The following is a 14,175-nucleotide window of genomic DNA, read 5'->3' as shown; positions in this document are numbered from 1 at the left end:
AAAGATCATGAAAAAATACACATTGAGAAAGGTCAGTTTGTGGGTGCTCTTCCCGCTGTTCCTGTTTTCCTGTCATGACCTGACAGAGCTGAACGTGAACCCGAACGGAGTAGACCCGAACAAGGCGAACCCGAACCTGGTGCTGTCTACTGTTCTTTCTGAAACAGGAATGCAGCTGACGAAGCTAAATTTTGACGATATCATGGGCGGGTTGATGCAACATACCCAGAAAGACGGCTGGTCTACTGCCCATAACGATTACGATTGGGGCGGAAGTCAGTCGTGGTCAGAATGGTACTCTATTCTACGCGACAACCAGTACGTGCATGACCGCTCGGTAGAGCTGGGCTATGAGCTGCACCAGGGGATAACGCTGGTAATGAAGTCTATGATCTTCGGTCTGATCGCCGACTTGTGGGGCGACGCCCCGTATTCGGCTGCTTTGAAAGGGGCTGAAGGTGGCGGAGCCAACACTTTCCCGGTTTTTGACTCCCAGGAAGCCATTTATACGGGCATCCTGGCTGATCTCGAAAAAGCCAATACCCTTTTATCGAAAAGTGCGGCCGAATATACCAGCTCTACCGGTAGCGCCGATGTGTACTACGGAGGAAACCCGGCGAAGTGGAGAAAGCTGGCCAATTCGCTCATGCTGAGGTATTATAACCGTATTTCTGCCAAAAAGCCGGATGTGGCCAAAGCAGGGATTGAGAAAATTGTGAGCAACCCTGCCCAGTACCCGATTATCACAGCTGCCGCTGATGATGCGGCCATGGGCTTTGCCGGCAACAGCAATGCCGACTCCTGGCCGGCTAACGCTGTCTATGACGCCAGCGGAAGCTTTTTCAGGAGGATCAAGATGTGTGCTACCCTGGTGAATAAGCTGCAGGATCTGAAAGACCCGCGTATCGGGGTTTGGGCGGCCAAAGTGCAGATACCGCTGGTGTTAGATACTACGCTGACCGGTGTGGTGGACAAGATCGAGAACGGTAAAAGGATAGTTTCGCGCCAGCGCGTGCAGGGGCTGGAAATTAATACCAACCCGGATTATGTAGGCCTGCCGCCGGGCATCCTGGGCGGAGCCACGTACAACCTGAGCCCTACAGCTGAGCAGGCGGCCAATAACCCGCATGTTTCGTGGTTAAACGATATTTACCGGCAGGCCAAAGGAAACCTGCTCAAAGCCCGGCTGATGTCGGCGGCAGAGGTGAATTTTATCCTGGCCGAGGCAGCGCAGCGGGGTTGGGCGGTAGGCAATGCCGAAACCTATTACAATGCCGCCATCAAGGCGTCATTTGATACCTGGGGCGTAGCCGGCGGATATGCGGCGTATATAGCCGGTGATAAAGTGAAGTACAACGGTACGCTGAAGCAGCTGATGGAGCAGAAGTGGATCTCGAGCTGGACAGCCGCCGCCGAGTCGTGGTTTGATTACCGCCGCACCGGCTACCCCGAGCTTGCCGCCGGCCCGCAGGCCCTGAGAAAAGTACTGCCGGTACGGTTCTTCTATATGCTGGATGAAAGAAACCTCAACAAGACCAATGCCGAAACGGCTATGGGCCACCTGGAGAATACTTCCTATTCCGGGCCCGAAGGATCCAACAGTGCCTGGTCTAAACCGTGGGTGATTCAGGGAACCGGCAAACCGTGGTAAGATGAACCGGATAAAAATTACCGGCCTGTTTCTCCTCCTGCTGGCCGTACTGTCTGTACACGGGCAGTCGCTGCGGGGCGGAGCCGCCGTAAGAAAGATCACGCCTGACCCCTTGCTGGCGGTTTCGGGAGGAGTGGGAACACCCTCGCCGGTTACGCAGAAGAAAGGTGACCTGTTTGTACGGGCCGTGGTGCTGGAATACCGGGGAACCAAGGTGGCGTTTGTCTCCCTGGATAACCTGGGGTGGCCGGCGGTTCTGGGCAACAAAGCCCGGGCCCTGGTAAGCAGTATTCCACCGGAAAATATCCTGATCGGTGCCACCCATACCCACAGTGCTCCGGATGCCTATGCCTTTCCGGATGCCAACGGTAAGAGCTACGCCGATATGGACTACCTCAACAAATGTACCGCGCTGATCGCGGAGGCTATTCTCGAGGCAGAAAAGAACCTGGAACCGGTAGACCTGAAGGTGGGCTATGGGAAGGTTCCGGCAGGGATATCCTATAATTATTACGCCCCTGATTTGTATGATCCCCATTGCGGGGTCATACAGATCCGGAGTAAAAAGACAGGTAAGCCCGTCAGCACCCTGGTCAATTATGCCATTCATCCGGAAGTGATCGGATCGAAACGGGGTATACTGAGCCCGGATCTTTGCGGACCGCTTTATGAAACCATAGAAAATAAGGGTGGCGGCATAGCCGTTTTCTTTAACGGAGCCCAGGGCGGGATGGTCACAGCCGATAACCGCCGCCAGGAGAAGGAAGAAAATACCTGGGAAGAGTGTATCCGTATCGGAACCCTGCTGGCCAGCGAGGCCCTGAAAATAGTGGACAAAAGCGAGGCAATAACCCAACCCGTGCTATCGGTGCGATCGCAGACGGTGGAGTTCCCGGTAGAGACTCCTGTGATGAAGTATATCCTTGAAAAATCACCGATGGGATACCGGCTAAGCAACGGCAACAAGGTCAGCACCGTACAGAACTTTATAGAGCTGGGCCCGGCACGGATCCTGACCATTCCCGGAGAGGCGCTTCCGAACATCGGGTATTACCTGAAAAGAAAGATGAATACCGGTTATCCGTTTCTCTTTGGTCTGACCAACGATGCATTCGGCTATATGCTGACCCGGGTAGATTATAACAGTTTCGAGAAGTATAATTATATCTCGCGGACCAGCCTGGGCGAAGAAACCGGTGAAATACTGATCAATGAGTCGTTAAAGCTGATAGACCGTAAATAAGTTTTGCTTACTGCATAAAAGTATAACCAATAATTAAAATGTAAACAAAAGGCTGTGCTGTCATTTCCTTCCCGGTGAAGGACTGGCGGCTGAAAGCTGCTAACCTTAATTCAAATGAAAATAGCAAAAATAATGGTATGTCTGCTCCTGCTGGTTCCGGGAGTAATTACGGCACAAAAGAAAAAGAAGGGCGGCCCGGCTGAGCCGGCGGTGAAAAAGGTGGAGGTTACGCCTGAAACCGCCCTGAAAAGTTATATATACAACGGTGACACCACCTACGGCTGGGAGATCCGCGATACATTTACCGAAGACGGGGTTACCCGGTATAACCTGGTCCTTACTTCGCAGAAATGGCGTGAATTTACCTGGAAGCACCAGTTGACGGTTTTTGTGCCGGAGAACATTGCCTATGACGGAGCCCTGCTTTTCATTACCGGCGGATCGGTGAAAGACGGAGAGCCCAACTGGTCATCGCAAGACGGGTACTGGCCGGTCATGGCCGGGATAGCCAAACAGAATAAGGCGGTTACGGCTATCATCAAGCAGGTGCCTAATCAGCCGATCATCGGCAAAATGACAGAAGACCAGCTGATCTCCTACACCCTGCACCAGTTTAAGAACGACAAAGATTATACCTGGCCGTTGCTGTTCCCGATGGTGAAGTCGGCCGTAAGAGGAATGGATGCCATCCAGGAGCTGGTGAAGCAGAAAACCTCGGGCACCATCAACCGTTTTGTGGTGGGCGGGGCCTCCAAGCGGGGCTGGACCACCTGGCTGTCTTCGGCCATTGATGACGCCCGCGTAGTGGCTATTGCTCCTATGGTGATTGATATGCTGAATATGCCTGCCACCCTGAATTACCAGTACAAGACCTATGGCGATTACAGCGTGCAGATCGAAGATTATACCAAGCTGGGCATTGCCCAGGATATCGGCTCGGCCGACGGAAAAGCCCTGCAGGCTATGATCGATCCGTATTCGTACCGGGCCAATCTGACCATCCCCAAAATGATCTTTATCGGCACCAACGACGAGTACTGGACGCTGGATGCCATTAAGTTTTCGTGGAACGATATTCCCGGGAAAAACATGATCCACCTGGTTCCTAACGCCGGGCACGACCTGGGCGGCGGAGAGCAGGCTTTCCAGGCGCTTAACGGATTTTTTGCCACCACCCTGCAGAATAAGCCTTATCCCGTGCTGGGCTGGTCAGCACAGTCTTCGTCTGCCGGAACAGAGCTGAGCATACAGGCGCCGAAAGAAGGGCTCATGGAAGCCTCCCTGTGGTATACCAGCTCGTCAGACAAAGATTTCCGGAACAATTTCTGGCAGAAAACACGGGTAAAGCTCACCGACGGCGATGTGCTGAAAGTACCGGTGCCCAACCCGGAGAAAGGATACTACGGTTTCTACGTGGACCTGAAGTACAGGAACCCTTCCGGCGGAAGCTACCTGGTGAGCACACGGGCGTTTATTTCGGATAAAAGCGGATTACAGGAATAAATTATGCAGCCCTCCCGTTCCGAAATATTGATGGAAAAGCTAATCAGCAATTCATTGAGCTCCGAGGAGCTTGATGAGTTGCTGGCAGCCATGAAAGAACAGGAGGTACAGGAAAAAATATCGGTATTCCTGGAGCAGTATTTCAGGCATCTTTTGGAGCAGCTCAATGCAGAGGATGAAGGGGCGCAGTAAGGAGGCGGCACTTGTTGGAGACTTATTTAACAAAAGAAAAAGGAAGCAAAGAAGAAAAAGCAGGGACTATTACAACAATAGTAGTAGTTTTATTCCTTTAATTAGTAATTTAATTGCTATCTGACTTTTGGAGGATGAGTATCGTTAAAAACAGTGTGGGGCTTTTGGGTATAGAAGTGCCGGAGAAGATGTAGGATGAAAATATATATTTAGATGAGAATAAGCGGTTGGGCAGGTAAGGTTCTGTATTTGGTTGTATCCCTTGTTATTTTGGTCTTTTTTCTTTTTAACTGTAAATATACTTATGACTTTCCTTATCTGGATGACTTTGATACGCCTGTAAATTTCCTCCGCAGGCTTATTGAAAATAATGGTATACAGGAAAAGTTAAAGATTTTTTTTGAATTTCACTCTGACCACAGGCTTTTTAATTTGAGAGTGGAGGTACTGATATACTATTTGTTGTTTGGGTATATTAACCTGCATACTATCACGTTTATTAACAACCTGTTTATCCTGTTTTCATTTTTAATTGTTGTTAAGTTTTTGAATAGAGGAGCCTTTACACCTCTTATCGTTTTGATTCTTGCTTTATTTTTATTCTCAAATTCTTATTTTACGGCTATTAATTGGGCTCATGTTTCCGCCAACTACGGCCCCGTAGTATTTTTTAGTATCGCGGGCTTGCTTTTATTTGAAAAAAACGGAAGTATTTCAGGGGTAAAACTAAGCTTAATTTTTATTTTTTGTAGTATAGCTCTTTTTAGTTTTGGAAATGGAATCATCAGTTTTTTCTCGTATATTTTGCTTCTGATATATTTTAAACACTACCGGAAGGCGCTTATTTTTGCAGGTTTTACACTTCTTATTATTGGTGTCTTCTTTATTGATTATCAGAGGGCAACATATTTAGAAGAAGTGCATTGGGGAGTAGAGGGACTTTTGGCTAAAATGTTGGGATTTATAAGGCTGGTTGGAGCATTTTCTTTTATTAATGATGATTGGACTGTTATTCCCACAGTGACCGGAACAGTTATATTAGCGGTTACACTTCTTCTCTTTTATCTTTCCTTTTTTAAGAAAGAAGAGAAAAAAACAAATAATGTGTATTTGTGGGCTGTTTATATTTTCTTTTTAGGAACATTACTCGCAATCGCACATGGCAGGATAAATAACTTCAATGAACTGAAAGAGGCATTTGTAGACAGATATAGGTTCTATTCACTTTTTGCCCTGATTACTTTTGTATCAATTCTGTTTAATACTATAAATTTCCGCACTATCAGATATATAGGTTTTCTTATGGTTTTTGCAGCTTTGAGCTTTAATATTTACTCCTACTTAGCGGTCCATAAAGTAGCCTACAACAATTATTATAAGAAACTTTTGGTTTGTACTGAGAATAATTTTATTAATTTCAAAAGAGGAGTGTATTATTATCAGGGGGATGACAGAACCATTGTAAAGTCATTGGCAGAGGTCTATGAAAAGAAACTTTTAAAGTTTAATAATAATGTACTGCAACAGGTAGATTTGGGAAGTAATGATGCCGGGGAAGTACAGTTAGATGTTAAAACAGATAGTGTTTACAGGCGGTATGGTAAAACGGTATTTTATGATAGAATGCTGTTTGTAAAATTAAAAGACCTGAGGTTTAAAAACCATAATTTGTCAGGAGCTTACCTGGCTTTGGAACATAATGAGGGTAAGGCCTATTATTATCCATTTTACCAAAATTCTCATATTGGGAGAAATTTTGTCAAAGGGGGTGTGGGAGGATATACGGACCTGAATATGATTAATATACCTCATGGATTATATAAGGTTAAGGTGTTGGTATATAACGGCTTGAAGAACTATGAGGTTTATTCGAGCAATGAAGTTATCAGAGTTCTGTAAATGGGCCTATATTAATTCTGCTTTGACCTATCAGCTAAAAGAAAAAAAGTGTTAAACGGTTTGCAATGAGTAACAGGCAAATCATCAGCGATTCGGTTTGAAATGCCCGGTTACTCAACATATAATCAGCGGCTAACTCATTTCCGGCTGTATCACTCTGAATGTACTACCCGGTAAGGGTTTCTTTTTTAGCTGCAAATGCAGGCAGTAAGCCTATTATCTCACCCGGGAGTATTTTTTCTTTATTTTCCTTTAACAGGCCACAGAACAGATTACACCACAGGGTATGAGCAAAAAACAGGATCAAATATTTTTTTTCACTGCCATTCAATTTAGGGTAGCTATAACCTATAATTGGGATAGTACAACTAAATTTATTCTCCAAAACAAGAGGGGTAATTTTTTAAAACCTGGCAAAAATGCCCTTAAGCGCCTGTTTATGCCCTATTTTGAGTGTTTTTAGATTTTAGTTGGATGACCGTAATTTAGAATTAAAAATTAATCTCATTGGAGAATGCACCACGGGTGGGTGTTATATTTGCAAACTTTCAGGCCAGGTAGGAATTATTGGTTTAGGAATAGTGGATCCTAACGTATTCAAAACTGCGGCATAGATCCGGAAGAATAGACCGGATTTACTTTTGACATGGGAATTGAAAGAATTACCATGCTTACATGCGGAGTAAATGACCGGCAGTTATTTTTTGAAAACGATCAAAGATTTTTAAAACAGTTTATAGAGATATAAAACGGGCTTTAATTATGAACTTAATCTATAAAGAGATTACTTCAATATTCTTTTTCTTGTGTATTTGCACCTGTTCTTATGCTCAGTTGAGTATTCAGTTCCCGGTAGAGAGGTCTGTTTTTCAGAGAAATAACAATAATACGGGCAATGTTCATATTTACGGGAATGTGAAGCAGGAATGTGATAGAGTAGAAGCCCGTTTAATTGCCAGAAGTACCGGACAAGGTGTTTCTACTTCATGGACCACTATAGATTCTGAAGTAGCAGGAAAGGCTTTTTCTGGTAAAATTCAGAGTGCAGGTGGGTGGTACAGGTTAGAAGTAAGAGGTATCAGGGGAGAAAACGTTCTGTTTTCAGGTACGGTAGAGAGAGTAGGAATAGGAGAGGTTTTTGTAATAGCCGGTCAGTCGAACGCTCAGGGAGATGGATCAAATCCTAATGCGAAGGGAGCCACTGATGACAGGGTAAATGCTTTTCAGCCCAATTATTACAATGAGTATATAGATCGTTACGAAAATTTACCTGACTTCTTTAGTAATATTGCATTCACTAAAATTAACGCAAATACAAATATCGGGCCCTCAGGAGTTACACCCTGGTGTTATGGAGAGCTTGGGGATATGCTGGCCTCGCGACTTAACGTTCCCATCTTATTCTTCAATGCTGCCACTACGGGTACTTCATCCAGAGACTGGCAAATGTCAATCAATGGTGGATCTGCTTTATATGATCCTCGAATACCTTATTTGCCGTTTAAAATAACACTTCAGTCAATAAATAAGCTATTTGGAATCAGGAGTGTTTTATGGCACCAGGGAGAATTTGACACCGTGATAGGGTCGTCACAGGCGCAATATTATGATAATATCAAAAGTGTGATTGATAAATCCAGGGCAGATATTAATGCAGTTATACCCTGGGTGGTGTCCAGGGTATCATTAATTAATCAGGCGAAAAGTCAGGCTGTTATAGAAGCGCAGAACAGGCTTATTGCGAATGTTACCGGAGTATGGGGGGGACCCGAAACTGACAATATTCAGCCTGCTCGCTACGACGGTGCACATTTTCAGAATACCTCAGGGAGTATGGGGCTTTCACAATTGGCTACGGCCTGGAATGGATCACTTACAGATAATTTTTTTGTCTCATCTTCTCCTGTTTTATCCGAGGATATTGTTAAACTGCAACACAGCTGTTCAGGATCTACCGTGCGCCTCAGTACAAATCGTCAATTCAGTGATTACTATTGGAATAACGGCAACAGGGGAAGTTCACTAGAAGCCCGGGAAGGTTCTTACCAGTTTTTTGCCAGAGATGCTTACGGAAATATATACCAGACAAATGCAATTAATGTAGGAGATGTGTTTCCTGCTGTACCCGTTATAACAGCTCCTGAAGGTTTGCTGGGTTGTGAGGGCAAAACTCTTCCTTTACAGGTTGCATCATCCAAATACGAAGTACATTGGAATTCAGGGTATATCGGGAACAATATAACGGTATCCAATGAGGGTAGTTATGCTGCTACCTACAGGTCTGCTCAAAATTGTTATTCAGCAAGTAGTCCTAATACACGTGTGAATTTTGTTAAGCCCCCTTTGAAGCCTACTTTGACGTTTATTAATAGTGATGGCAATGAGTGTGAAGGTAATTCTATTCGTGTAGCTATAACCAATGTGCAGGGGGGAAGTATACAATGGAGTACCGGAGAAACTTCCAGTGAGATTATTTTAAACAGGAACCTGGATGAGCCCATAACAACTACACTCTACAGTTTACCTAACTGTCCGAGTCCGGTTTCTGATGTAGTGAATTATAAGTTTTTTCCTACACCGCCTTCTCCAACAATTATGACAGCAGGCCCTTTTTATCTTCATGCTGAGAATGCTTTAGATCAAGACTCATTTAACTGGAGTCTTAACGGAAGTATAGTCAGCGGAGGAGTCGGAGAGTATTTCCATTTAGAGCAGCCCGGGGTTTACAGAGTTCAGGCGGAGCATGCCTATACAAAGCTGAATGGGGGGGCATTGAAATGTATTTCGGGATTTTCCGATGAGTTTCTTGTAGATGGGAGTAATACGCTTACAGGCTTTAGCATTTACCCCAATCCGGTTTCAGATGGTTTGATAAAGATTACGTCAGATGGGGAGAGGCAGAACCTGGAGGTGTTTATACACGATATAACAGGTCGGGAGATTTATAAAACACATTACGATGTCATCTCTTATCCCAGAATGCTGGATTTGAGGTCGTATAATTTATCAGGTAAGTATTTTGTTGTGTTGAAATACGAAAATCTGTCCAAGACTTTTCCGATGGTCTTCGTGAAATAATCGCGCAGGAATACCCCGACGGATACACCTGGCTGTAGCTTATTTCAGCTTTCAGTCAATAATAACGAAGCTTTTCGATGAGTTTACGGTTAACGAAGCGTTTATACACAGCTTAATCTCTTTCATTTGAGCGTAAATTGTTTCCTGTACTCACTTGGAGTGCACCCCTTCATTTGCTTAAACTGGCGCGAGAGGTTTTTGGTGTCGTTCATGCCCAGCTCCATAGCGATTTCGAATACATTCATATCGGTTTCCAGTAGACGGGCCGTCAGCTTTTCCATTCTCAGGTTAAAAATGTATTTGTATACCGGGAAACCGGTAATTTCCTGGAAGCGTTTTTCCAGCGTACGGCGCGAGAGCGGTACCTGTCTCACCACATCATTTACCTGGATGGGCTTTTCCAGGTTCTGGTGAATGAACTTCAGCACATCGGAGATGTGCTCATCATGGGTAGCATAAATATCAGACGACTGCCGGGTGATGATCTGGGTAGGCTTAACCACGATATCATAGAAATCAGAGGTGCCGTTCCTGATCATGTGCTCCAGCAGGCGCGCTGCCTGGTACCCGCCGTTTTCGGCATCCTGGGCTATGCTGGAAAGGGGCGGATCAGAGAACTCACAGACCATTTCGTCGTTATCCACGCCCAGCACGGCCACTTCCTGCGGGATAGAGATGCCCGAGTGGCGGCAGGCCTCGGTAATGTGCTGGCCCTGGTTATCGTCACAGGCCATGAGGGCTATGGGTTTGGGCAGCGACTTCAGCCACTGGCTCAGGGCACTGGGCCGGTAATACCAGATGTTGTCGGAGTTGTCATTTTCAAAATAATGTACTTTGTAGCCCGCTTTGTTGATCCGTTCTTCGTAGCCTTCCGCCCTTTCTCTTGACCATACGATATTTTTAAAGCCGTAAAAGGCAAATTGCTTGAATCCCTTTTTCAGGAAATACTCGGCTCCCATTTTGCCGGCCTCCTTGTGGTCGCCGGTGATGTTGGGGATTTCCGTGAAGCGCTCTTTAAAGTCCTGTGCAATGATGGGTATGCCGGCTTCAATAAAGGAAGCTACACGCGGATCATTGTACAGCTGCCCGATGATCCCGTCGGCACCCCATTCCAGGGCCCATTCCAGGATGCCGTCCATGCCCTTGGTTTCACGCTGAAAAAGAGGCATACGGCAAAATACCCAGGGGCCGTGCTCTTTGGAATACCGGGCTATTCCTTTCAAAAGTTCTTTGCTGTATTCTTCCGCAAAGTCAATCATCAGGATGATCTTATACATGGGTTTTTTAGCTATGAGTGATGAGCTGTGAGCTATATGCTGGTTTGAGTTACCAAATATACGGATGGGAAAGGTTTTACAGAAGTTTTCAGGAGAAGATTAACGGGTGCCGTTTTCCAAAAGACGGACGTGCAGGAGATTTGGAGGGTCGTTTTGTGTAGTCTTGATAAAGTACTTTCGCTACTTGAAATTATTCAATTTTTTTAACCTGCTTGCTATGAAGTACTTTTTCGGTTTGCTCCTGTGGATGAACGTGTTGGGATTGTCTGCCCGGGAAACCCTCAAATCTCCTGACGGAGATCTCGAATTAACGTTTTCGCTGGATCAGAAAGGAACACCCGTCTATGCGCTTACTTTTAAAGGGAAGCCGGTGATCCTGCCCGGTAAGCTGGGGATTGTGATCGCCAACGACAGCATCTCTCTCCGTGACGGTTTTACAATGACCGGAACCCGGGTGAGCTCGGTCAATGATTCATGGGTGCCGGTGTGGGGGCAGTCGAGCCGCATCAGGAACCACTATAATGAATTGGAGGTAACGTTATACCAGGAAAAGCGGGCTACGGAGATCCTGCTGCGTTTCCGGCTTTTTGACGACGGGCTGGGCTTCCGCTATGAATTTCCGAAACAAAAGAACCTGAATTACTTTATTATACAGGATGAGCTGACCGAATTCAGCCTGGCCGGCGACCACAAGGCATTCTGGCTGCCGGGAGATTACAATACGGAAGAATACCGGACCAGTACCACGCTTATTTCAGAGATCATTCCCCGGTTAAAGACGCGTACGCTGACGGTAGGTGAAAATTACCCGTTGTATGAGAATAAGGGCGTGTTTTCTGTGCAGAGCCCGCTGATGATGAAAAGCCCGGACAACCTGTACATCAATATTCACGAGGCGGCCCTGGTAGATTACCCGGCCATGAGCCTGGAGCTGAACGACAGGAAGTTTAAAGTGCACCTGACGCCCGATGCCGTAGGCAACAAAGCCTATATACAGACCGGGTTTACCACGCCCTGGCGTACTGTGCTGGTGAGCGACGATGCCCGCGACATCCTGGCCTCCAATACCATCCTGAACCTCAATGAGCCCTGTGCGCTGGAAACCACCGACTGGATAAAACCCGTCAAATACGTAGGAGTCTGGTGGGAGATGTTTGTAAAAGGCTCTACCTGGGCATACACCAACGAAACAAACACCAAGCTGGGCAAAACCGATTATTCGGCCCTTACCCCTAATGGAACCCACGGTGCCACGACAGAAAACGTAAAAAAATACATTGATTTTGCCGCAAAGCATGGCTTTGACCAGGTGCTGGTAGAAGGCTGGAACGAAGGCTGGGAAGACTGGTACGGCCTCTGGAAAGAAGACGTGTTTGATTTTGTAACGCCTTACCCCGATTTTGACCTGGCTTACCTGCGGGATTACGCCCAAAGCAAGGGCGTAAGGCTGATGATGCACCACGAAACCTCAGCGGCGGCCACCAATTATGAAAGACGGATGGGGGAGGCGTTTACATTCATGAACGATAACCGGTACAATGCGGTGAAAACGGGTTATGTGGGATATCCTATTCCGCGGGGAGAATGGAGAAGCGGACAGTGGATGGCCTCGCATTACCTGCGTGTGGTGAAAGAAGCGGCTAAGCATCACATCATGGTGAACTCGCACGAGGCGGTCAGGCCTACCGGGCTTTGCCGTACCTATCCCAACTGGCTGGCCCAGGAGTCGGCCCGGGGAACAGAATTTGAAGCTTTGGGCGGCTCGGCGCCGGATCACACCACCATCCTGCCGTTTACACGCCTGGTGGGCGGGCCTATGGATTATACGCCGGGCATTTTCCAGCTTACGTTTGACTATTATAACCCCGATAATAACAACCGGGTACACACTACCCTGGTGAAGCAGCTGGCGCTGTACGTTACCATGTACAGCCCGCTGCAGATGGCTGCTGACCTGGTTGAAAATTACGAACGTTTCCCGGATGCATTCCGGTTTATTAAAGATGTGGCCGTGGATTGGGACGAGACCCACATCCTGGAAGCAGAGCCCGGAGACTATATTACCATTGCCCGTAAAGCCAAAGGGAAAGCGGAGTGGTTTGTGGGCGGTATAACCGATGAAAACGGCCGGACAGCGAAAATCGACCTGGGCTTTCTTCCTGCAGGGCGTAAATTTACAGCCATCATTTACGAAGATGCCAAAGACACGCATTGGGAGACCAACCCCATGACCTATAAGATCCGGACTGTGGAAGTTACCTCGAAAACGGTGCTGAGCCCGGTTCTGGCGCCGGGCGGAGGTGTAGCCATCAGCATTAAATAAACAAAATCCCCCTGTCCTGTCCTGGTACTTTCCGGAAGGGCAGGGGGAATAAGGTTTCTCCGGACCGGCCGGCTGCTGAGGATAATTTTACCGGAACGGGGATTCCCCTCAGTGGAAAATCCCTACTGCCAGCTCTGCCCAGATCACTACCAGGAAAACCAGGATAACACCGCACAGAATGAGCGCGGTGTTTTTGTTTTTTGTTTTCCGCAAAGTGAAATCACAGGCAATGGCCGTACCGTACAGCAGAACTCCTGCTACCATAAAATCAGCAGGGGTCCAGTTAACCTCCTGCGTAAACTGCATAGCCAGCAGGGGAATCAGTAAAAGAAGGGTTGCCGTTGCAAATAGCGCAATACTCGTTTGGTGCTTTGTCATGATAATAGTATTAAAAGTACTTTTAAATACAAAGTAAACGAATTGAAATGAAAATGCAAAAAAAATTAGTCTTAAAAAACTTTAAGACTAATCCGATTTCAAGTGAATCTATACAACTTAATATTTTTTGGCTCCCGGCACCTTTCAGGTGAAACCTGCCGGGAGCTGCCCCTTACCGGGAAAATTTTTTAGTGGCGTATCATTCCCATAATACTCCGAAACAAGCAGGAAAAGCACGTAAGTCCGGTTATTCTTTAATTTATGCACGTTGTATAGGGGTTAACTTTTCGTGTCCGGTCGGCTAACCTGATACAAGTTTAATTTATTGAAAATTTATTTCCAAATAAAAAGACAGAAAATTTTATATTTTCAGTAAAAATTGAAAATATAATATAAAAGTTCAGGTTTTGAGTAGAGAGTTCCGAGTGGAGAGTTCCGAGTGGAGAGTTCCGGGTAGAGAGTTCCGGGTGGAGAGTGGAGAGTGGAGAGTTAAGAGTTCCGAGTTGTCGATGCCTGAATACAGTTGACCGTATTTGCTTTTATTTAAATACGCTTTCAGTTCAGTTTTTTGTGGTTGCTGGAACTTGATATTTTAAAACAGTCTCATTGATTGGAGCCTTTTAGGACTTAA

General features: G+C 46.3%; 10 protein-coding genes. 8 read left to right on the top strand and 2 right to left on the bottom strand.

The window, feature by feature from the left end; all coding sequences use genetic code 11:
- The first annotated feature begins 7 nt into the window (after nt 1-7).
- From AB2U10_RS15245 to AB2U10_RS15215, 7 genes are all read left to right on the top strand, one after another.
- On the top strand, nt 8-1,651 hold the full coding sequence (locus tag AB2U10_RS15245; RefSeq protein ID WP_367915774.1) for a SusD/RagB family nutrient-binding outer membrane lipoprotein: 1,644 nt from the start codon (nt 8-10) through the stop codon (nt 1,649-1,651).
- A 1-nt stretch (nt 1,652) separates the two neighbouring features.
- Complete coding sequence (locus AB2U10_RS15240; RefSeq protein WP_367915775.1) at nt 1,653-2,894, top strand: hypothetical protein; 1,242 nt, start codon at nt 1,653-1,655, stop codon at nt 2,892-2,894.
- A 114-nt stretch (nt 2,895-3,008) separates the two neighbouring features.
- Nucleotides 3,009-4,397 carry a PhoPQ-activated pathogenicity-related family protein gene (locus AB2U10_RS15235; protein WP_367915776.1) on the top strand — a complete coding sequence of 463 codons (1,389 nt, stop codon included), beginning with the start codon at nt 3,009-3,011 and terminating at the stop codon, nt 4,395-4,397.
- Between the two features lie 30 nt (nt 4,398-4,427).
- Complete coding sequence (locus tag AB2U10_RS15230) at nt 4,428-4,589, top strand: hypothetical protein (protein WP_367915777.1); 162 nt, start codon at nt 4,428-4,430, stop codon at nt 4,587-4,589.
- 213 nt (nt 4,590-4,802) lie between these two features.
- Entirely contained in the window at nt 4,803-6,488 is a 1,686-nt protein-coding gene (locus AB2U10_RS15225) for a hypothetical protein (protein WP_367915778.1), read from the top strand.
- A 646-nt stretch (nt 6,489-7,134) separates the two neighbouring features.
- Entirely contained in the window at nt 7,135-7,236 is a 102-nt protein-coding gene (locus AB2U10_RS15220) for a tRNA ligase subunit PheS family protein (protein WP_493820665.1), read from the top strand.
- A 14-nt stretch (nt 7,237-7,250) separates the two neighbouring features.
- Entirely contained in the window at nt 7,251-9,566 is a 2,316-nt protein-coding gene (locus AB2U10_RS15215; RefSeq protein WP_367915779.1) for a sialate O-acetylesterase, read from the top strand.
- A 122-nt stretch (nt 9,567-9,688) separates the two neighbouring features.
- On the opposite strand, the gene AB2U10_RS15210 is transcribed toward AB2U10_RS15215, so the two are convergent.
- Nucleotides 9,689-10,843, bottom strand: coding sequence for an AraC family transcriptional regulator (locus tag AB2U10_RS15210; protein ID WP_367915780.1), 1,155 nt, complete (start codon nt 10,841-10,843; stop codon nt 9,689-9,691).
- A 217-nt stretch (nt 10,844-11,060) separates the two neighbouring features.
- Here AB2U10_RS15210 and AB2U10_RS15205 point away from each other — a divergent pair, with 217 nt between their 5' ends.
- Nucleotides 11,061-13,166, top strand: a complete 2,106-nt coding sequence (locus AB2U10_RS15205) for a glycoside hydrolase family 97 protein (RefSeq protein ID WP_367915781.1) — start codon at nt 11,061-11,063, stop codon at nt 13,164-13,166.
- 108 nt (nt 13,167-13,274) lie between these two features.
- Here the strand turns inward: AB2U10_RS15205 and AB2U10_RS15200 are convergent, their stop codons facing one another.
- Nucleotides 13,275-13,544: a hypothetical protein gene (locus AB2U10_RS15200; protein ID WP_367915782.1), complete on the bottom strand. Its 270-nt coding sequence runs from the start codon at nt 13,542-13,544 to the stop codon at nt 13,275-13,277.
- Nucleotides 13,545-14,175 lie beyond the last annotated feature (631 nt).

The organism is Leadbetterella sp. DM7, assembly GCF_040829825.2.
In the GTDB taxonomy this organism is placed as follows: Bacteria; Bacteroidota; Bacteroidia; order Cytophagales; family Spirosomataceae; genus Leadbetterella.
The sequence above is the reverse complement of the archived record's forward strand: the minus strand, read 5'-3'. Positions and strand labels throughout refer to the sequence as shown.

Coding starts and splice junctions, on each gene's coding strand:
- AB2U10_RS15205 (WP_367915781.1), top strand. CDS start 11,061: ATGAAGTACTTTTTCGGTTTGCTCCTGTGGATGAACGTGTTGGGATTG.
- AB2U10_RS15200 (WP_367915782.1), bottom strand. CDS start 13,544: ATGACAAAGCACCAAACGAGTATTGCGCTATTTGCAACGGCAACCCTT.
- AB2U10_RS15245 (WP_367915774.1), top strand. CDS start 8: ATGAAAAAATACACATTGAGAAAGGTCAGTTTGTGGGTGCTCTTCCCG.
- AB2U10_RS15210 (WP_367915780.1), bottom strand. CDS start 10,843: ATGTATAAGATCATCCTGATGATTGACTTTGCGGAAGAATACAGCAAA.
- AB2U10_RS15225 (WP_367915778.1), top strand. CDS start 4,803: ATGAGAATAAGCGGTTGGGCAGGTAAGGTTCTGTATTTGGTTGTATCC.
- AB2U10_RS15240 (WP_367915775.1), top strand. CDS start 1,653: ATGAACCGGATAAAAATTACCGGCCTGTTTCTCCTCCTGCTGGCCGTA.
- AB2U10_RS15230 (WP_367915777.1), top strand. CDS start 4,428: ATGGAAAAGCTAATCAGCAATTCATTGAGCTCCGAGGAGCTTGATGAG.
- AB2U10_RS15235 (WP_367915776.1), top strand. CDS start 3,009: ATGAAAATAGCAAAAATAATGGTATGTCTGCTCCTGCTGGTTCCGGGA.
- AB2U10_RS15220 (WP_493820665.1), top strand. CDS start 7,135: ATGGGAATTGAAAGAATTACCATGCTTACATGCGGAGTAAATGACCGG.
- AB2U10_RS15215 (WP_367915779.1), top strand. CDS start 7,251: ATGAACTTAATCTATAAAGAGATTACTTCAATATTCTTTTTCTTGTGT.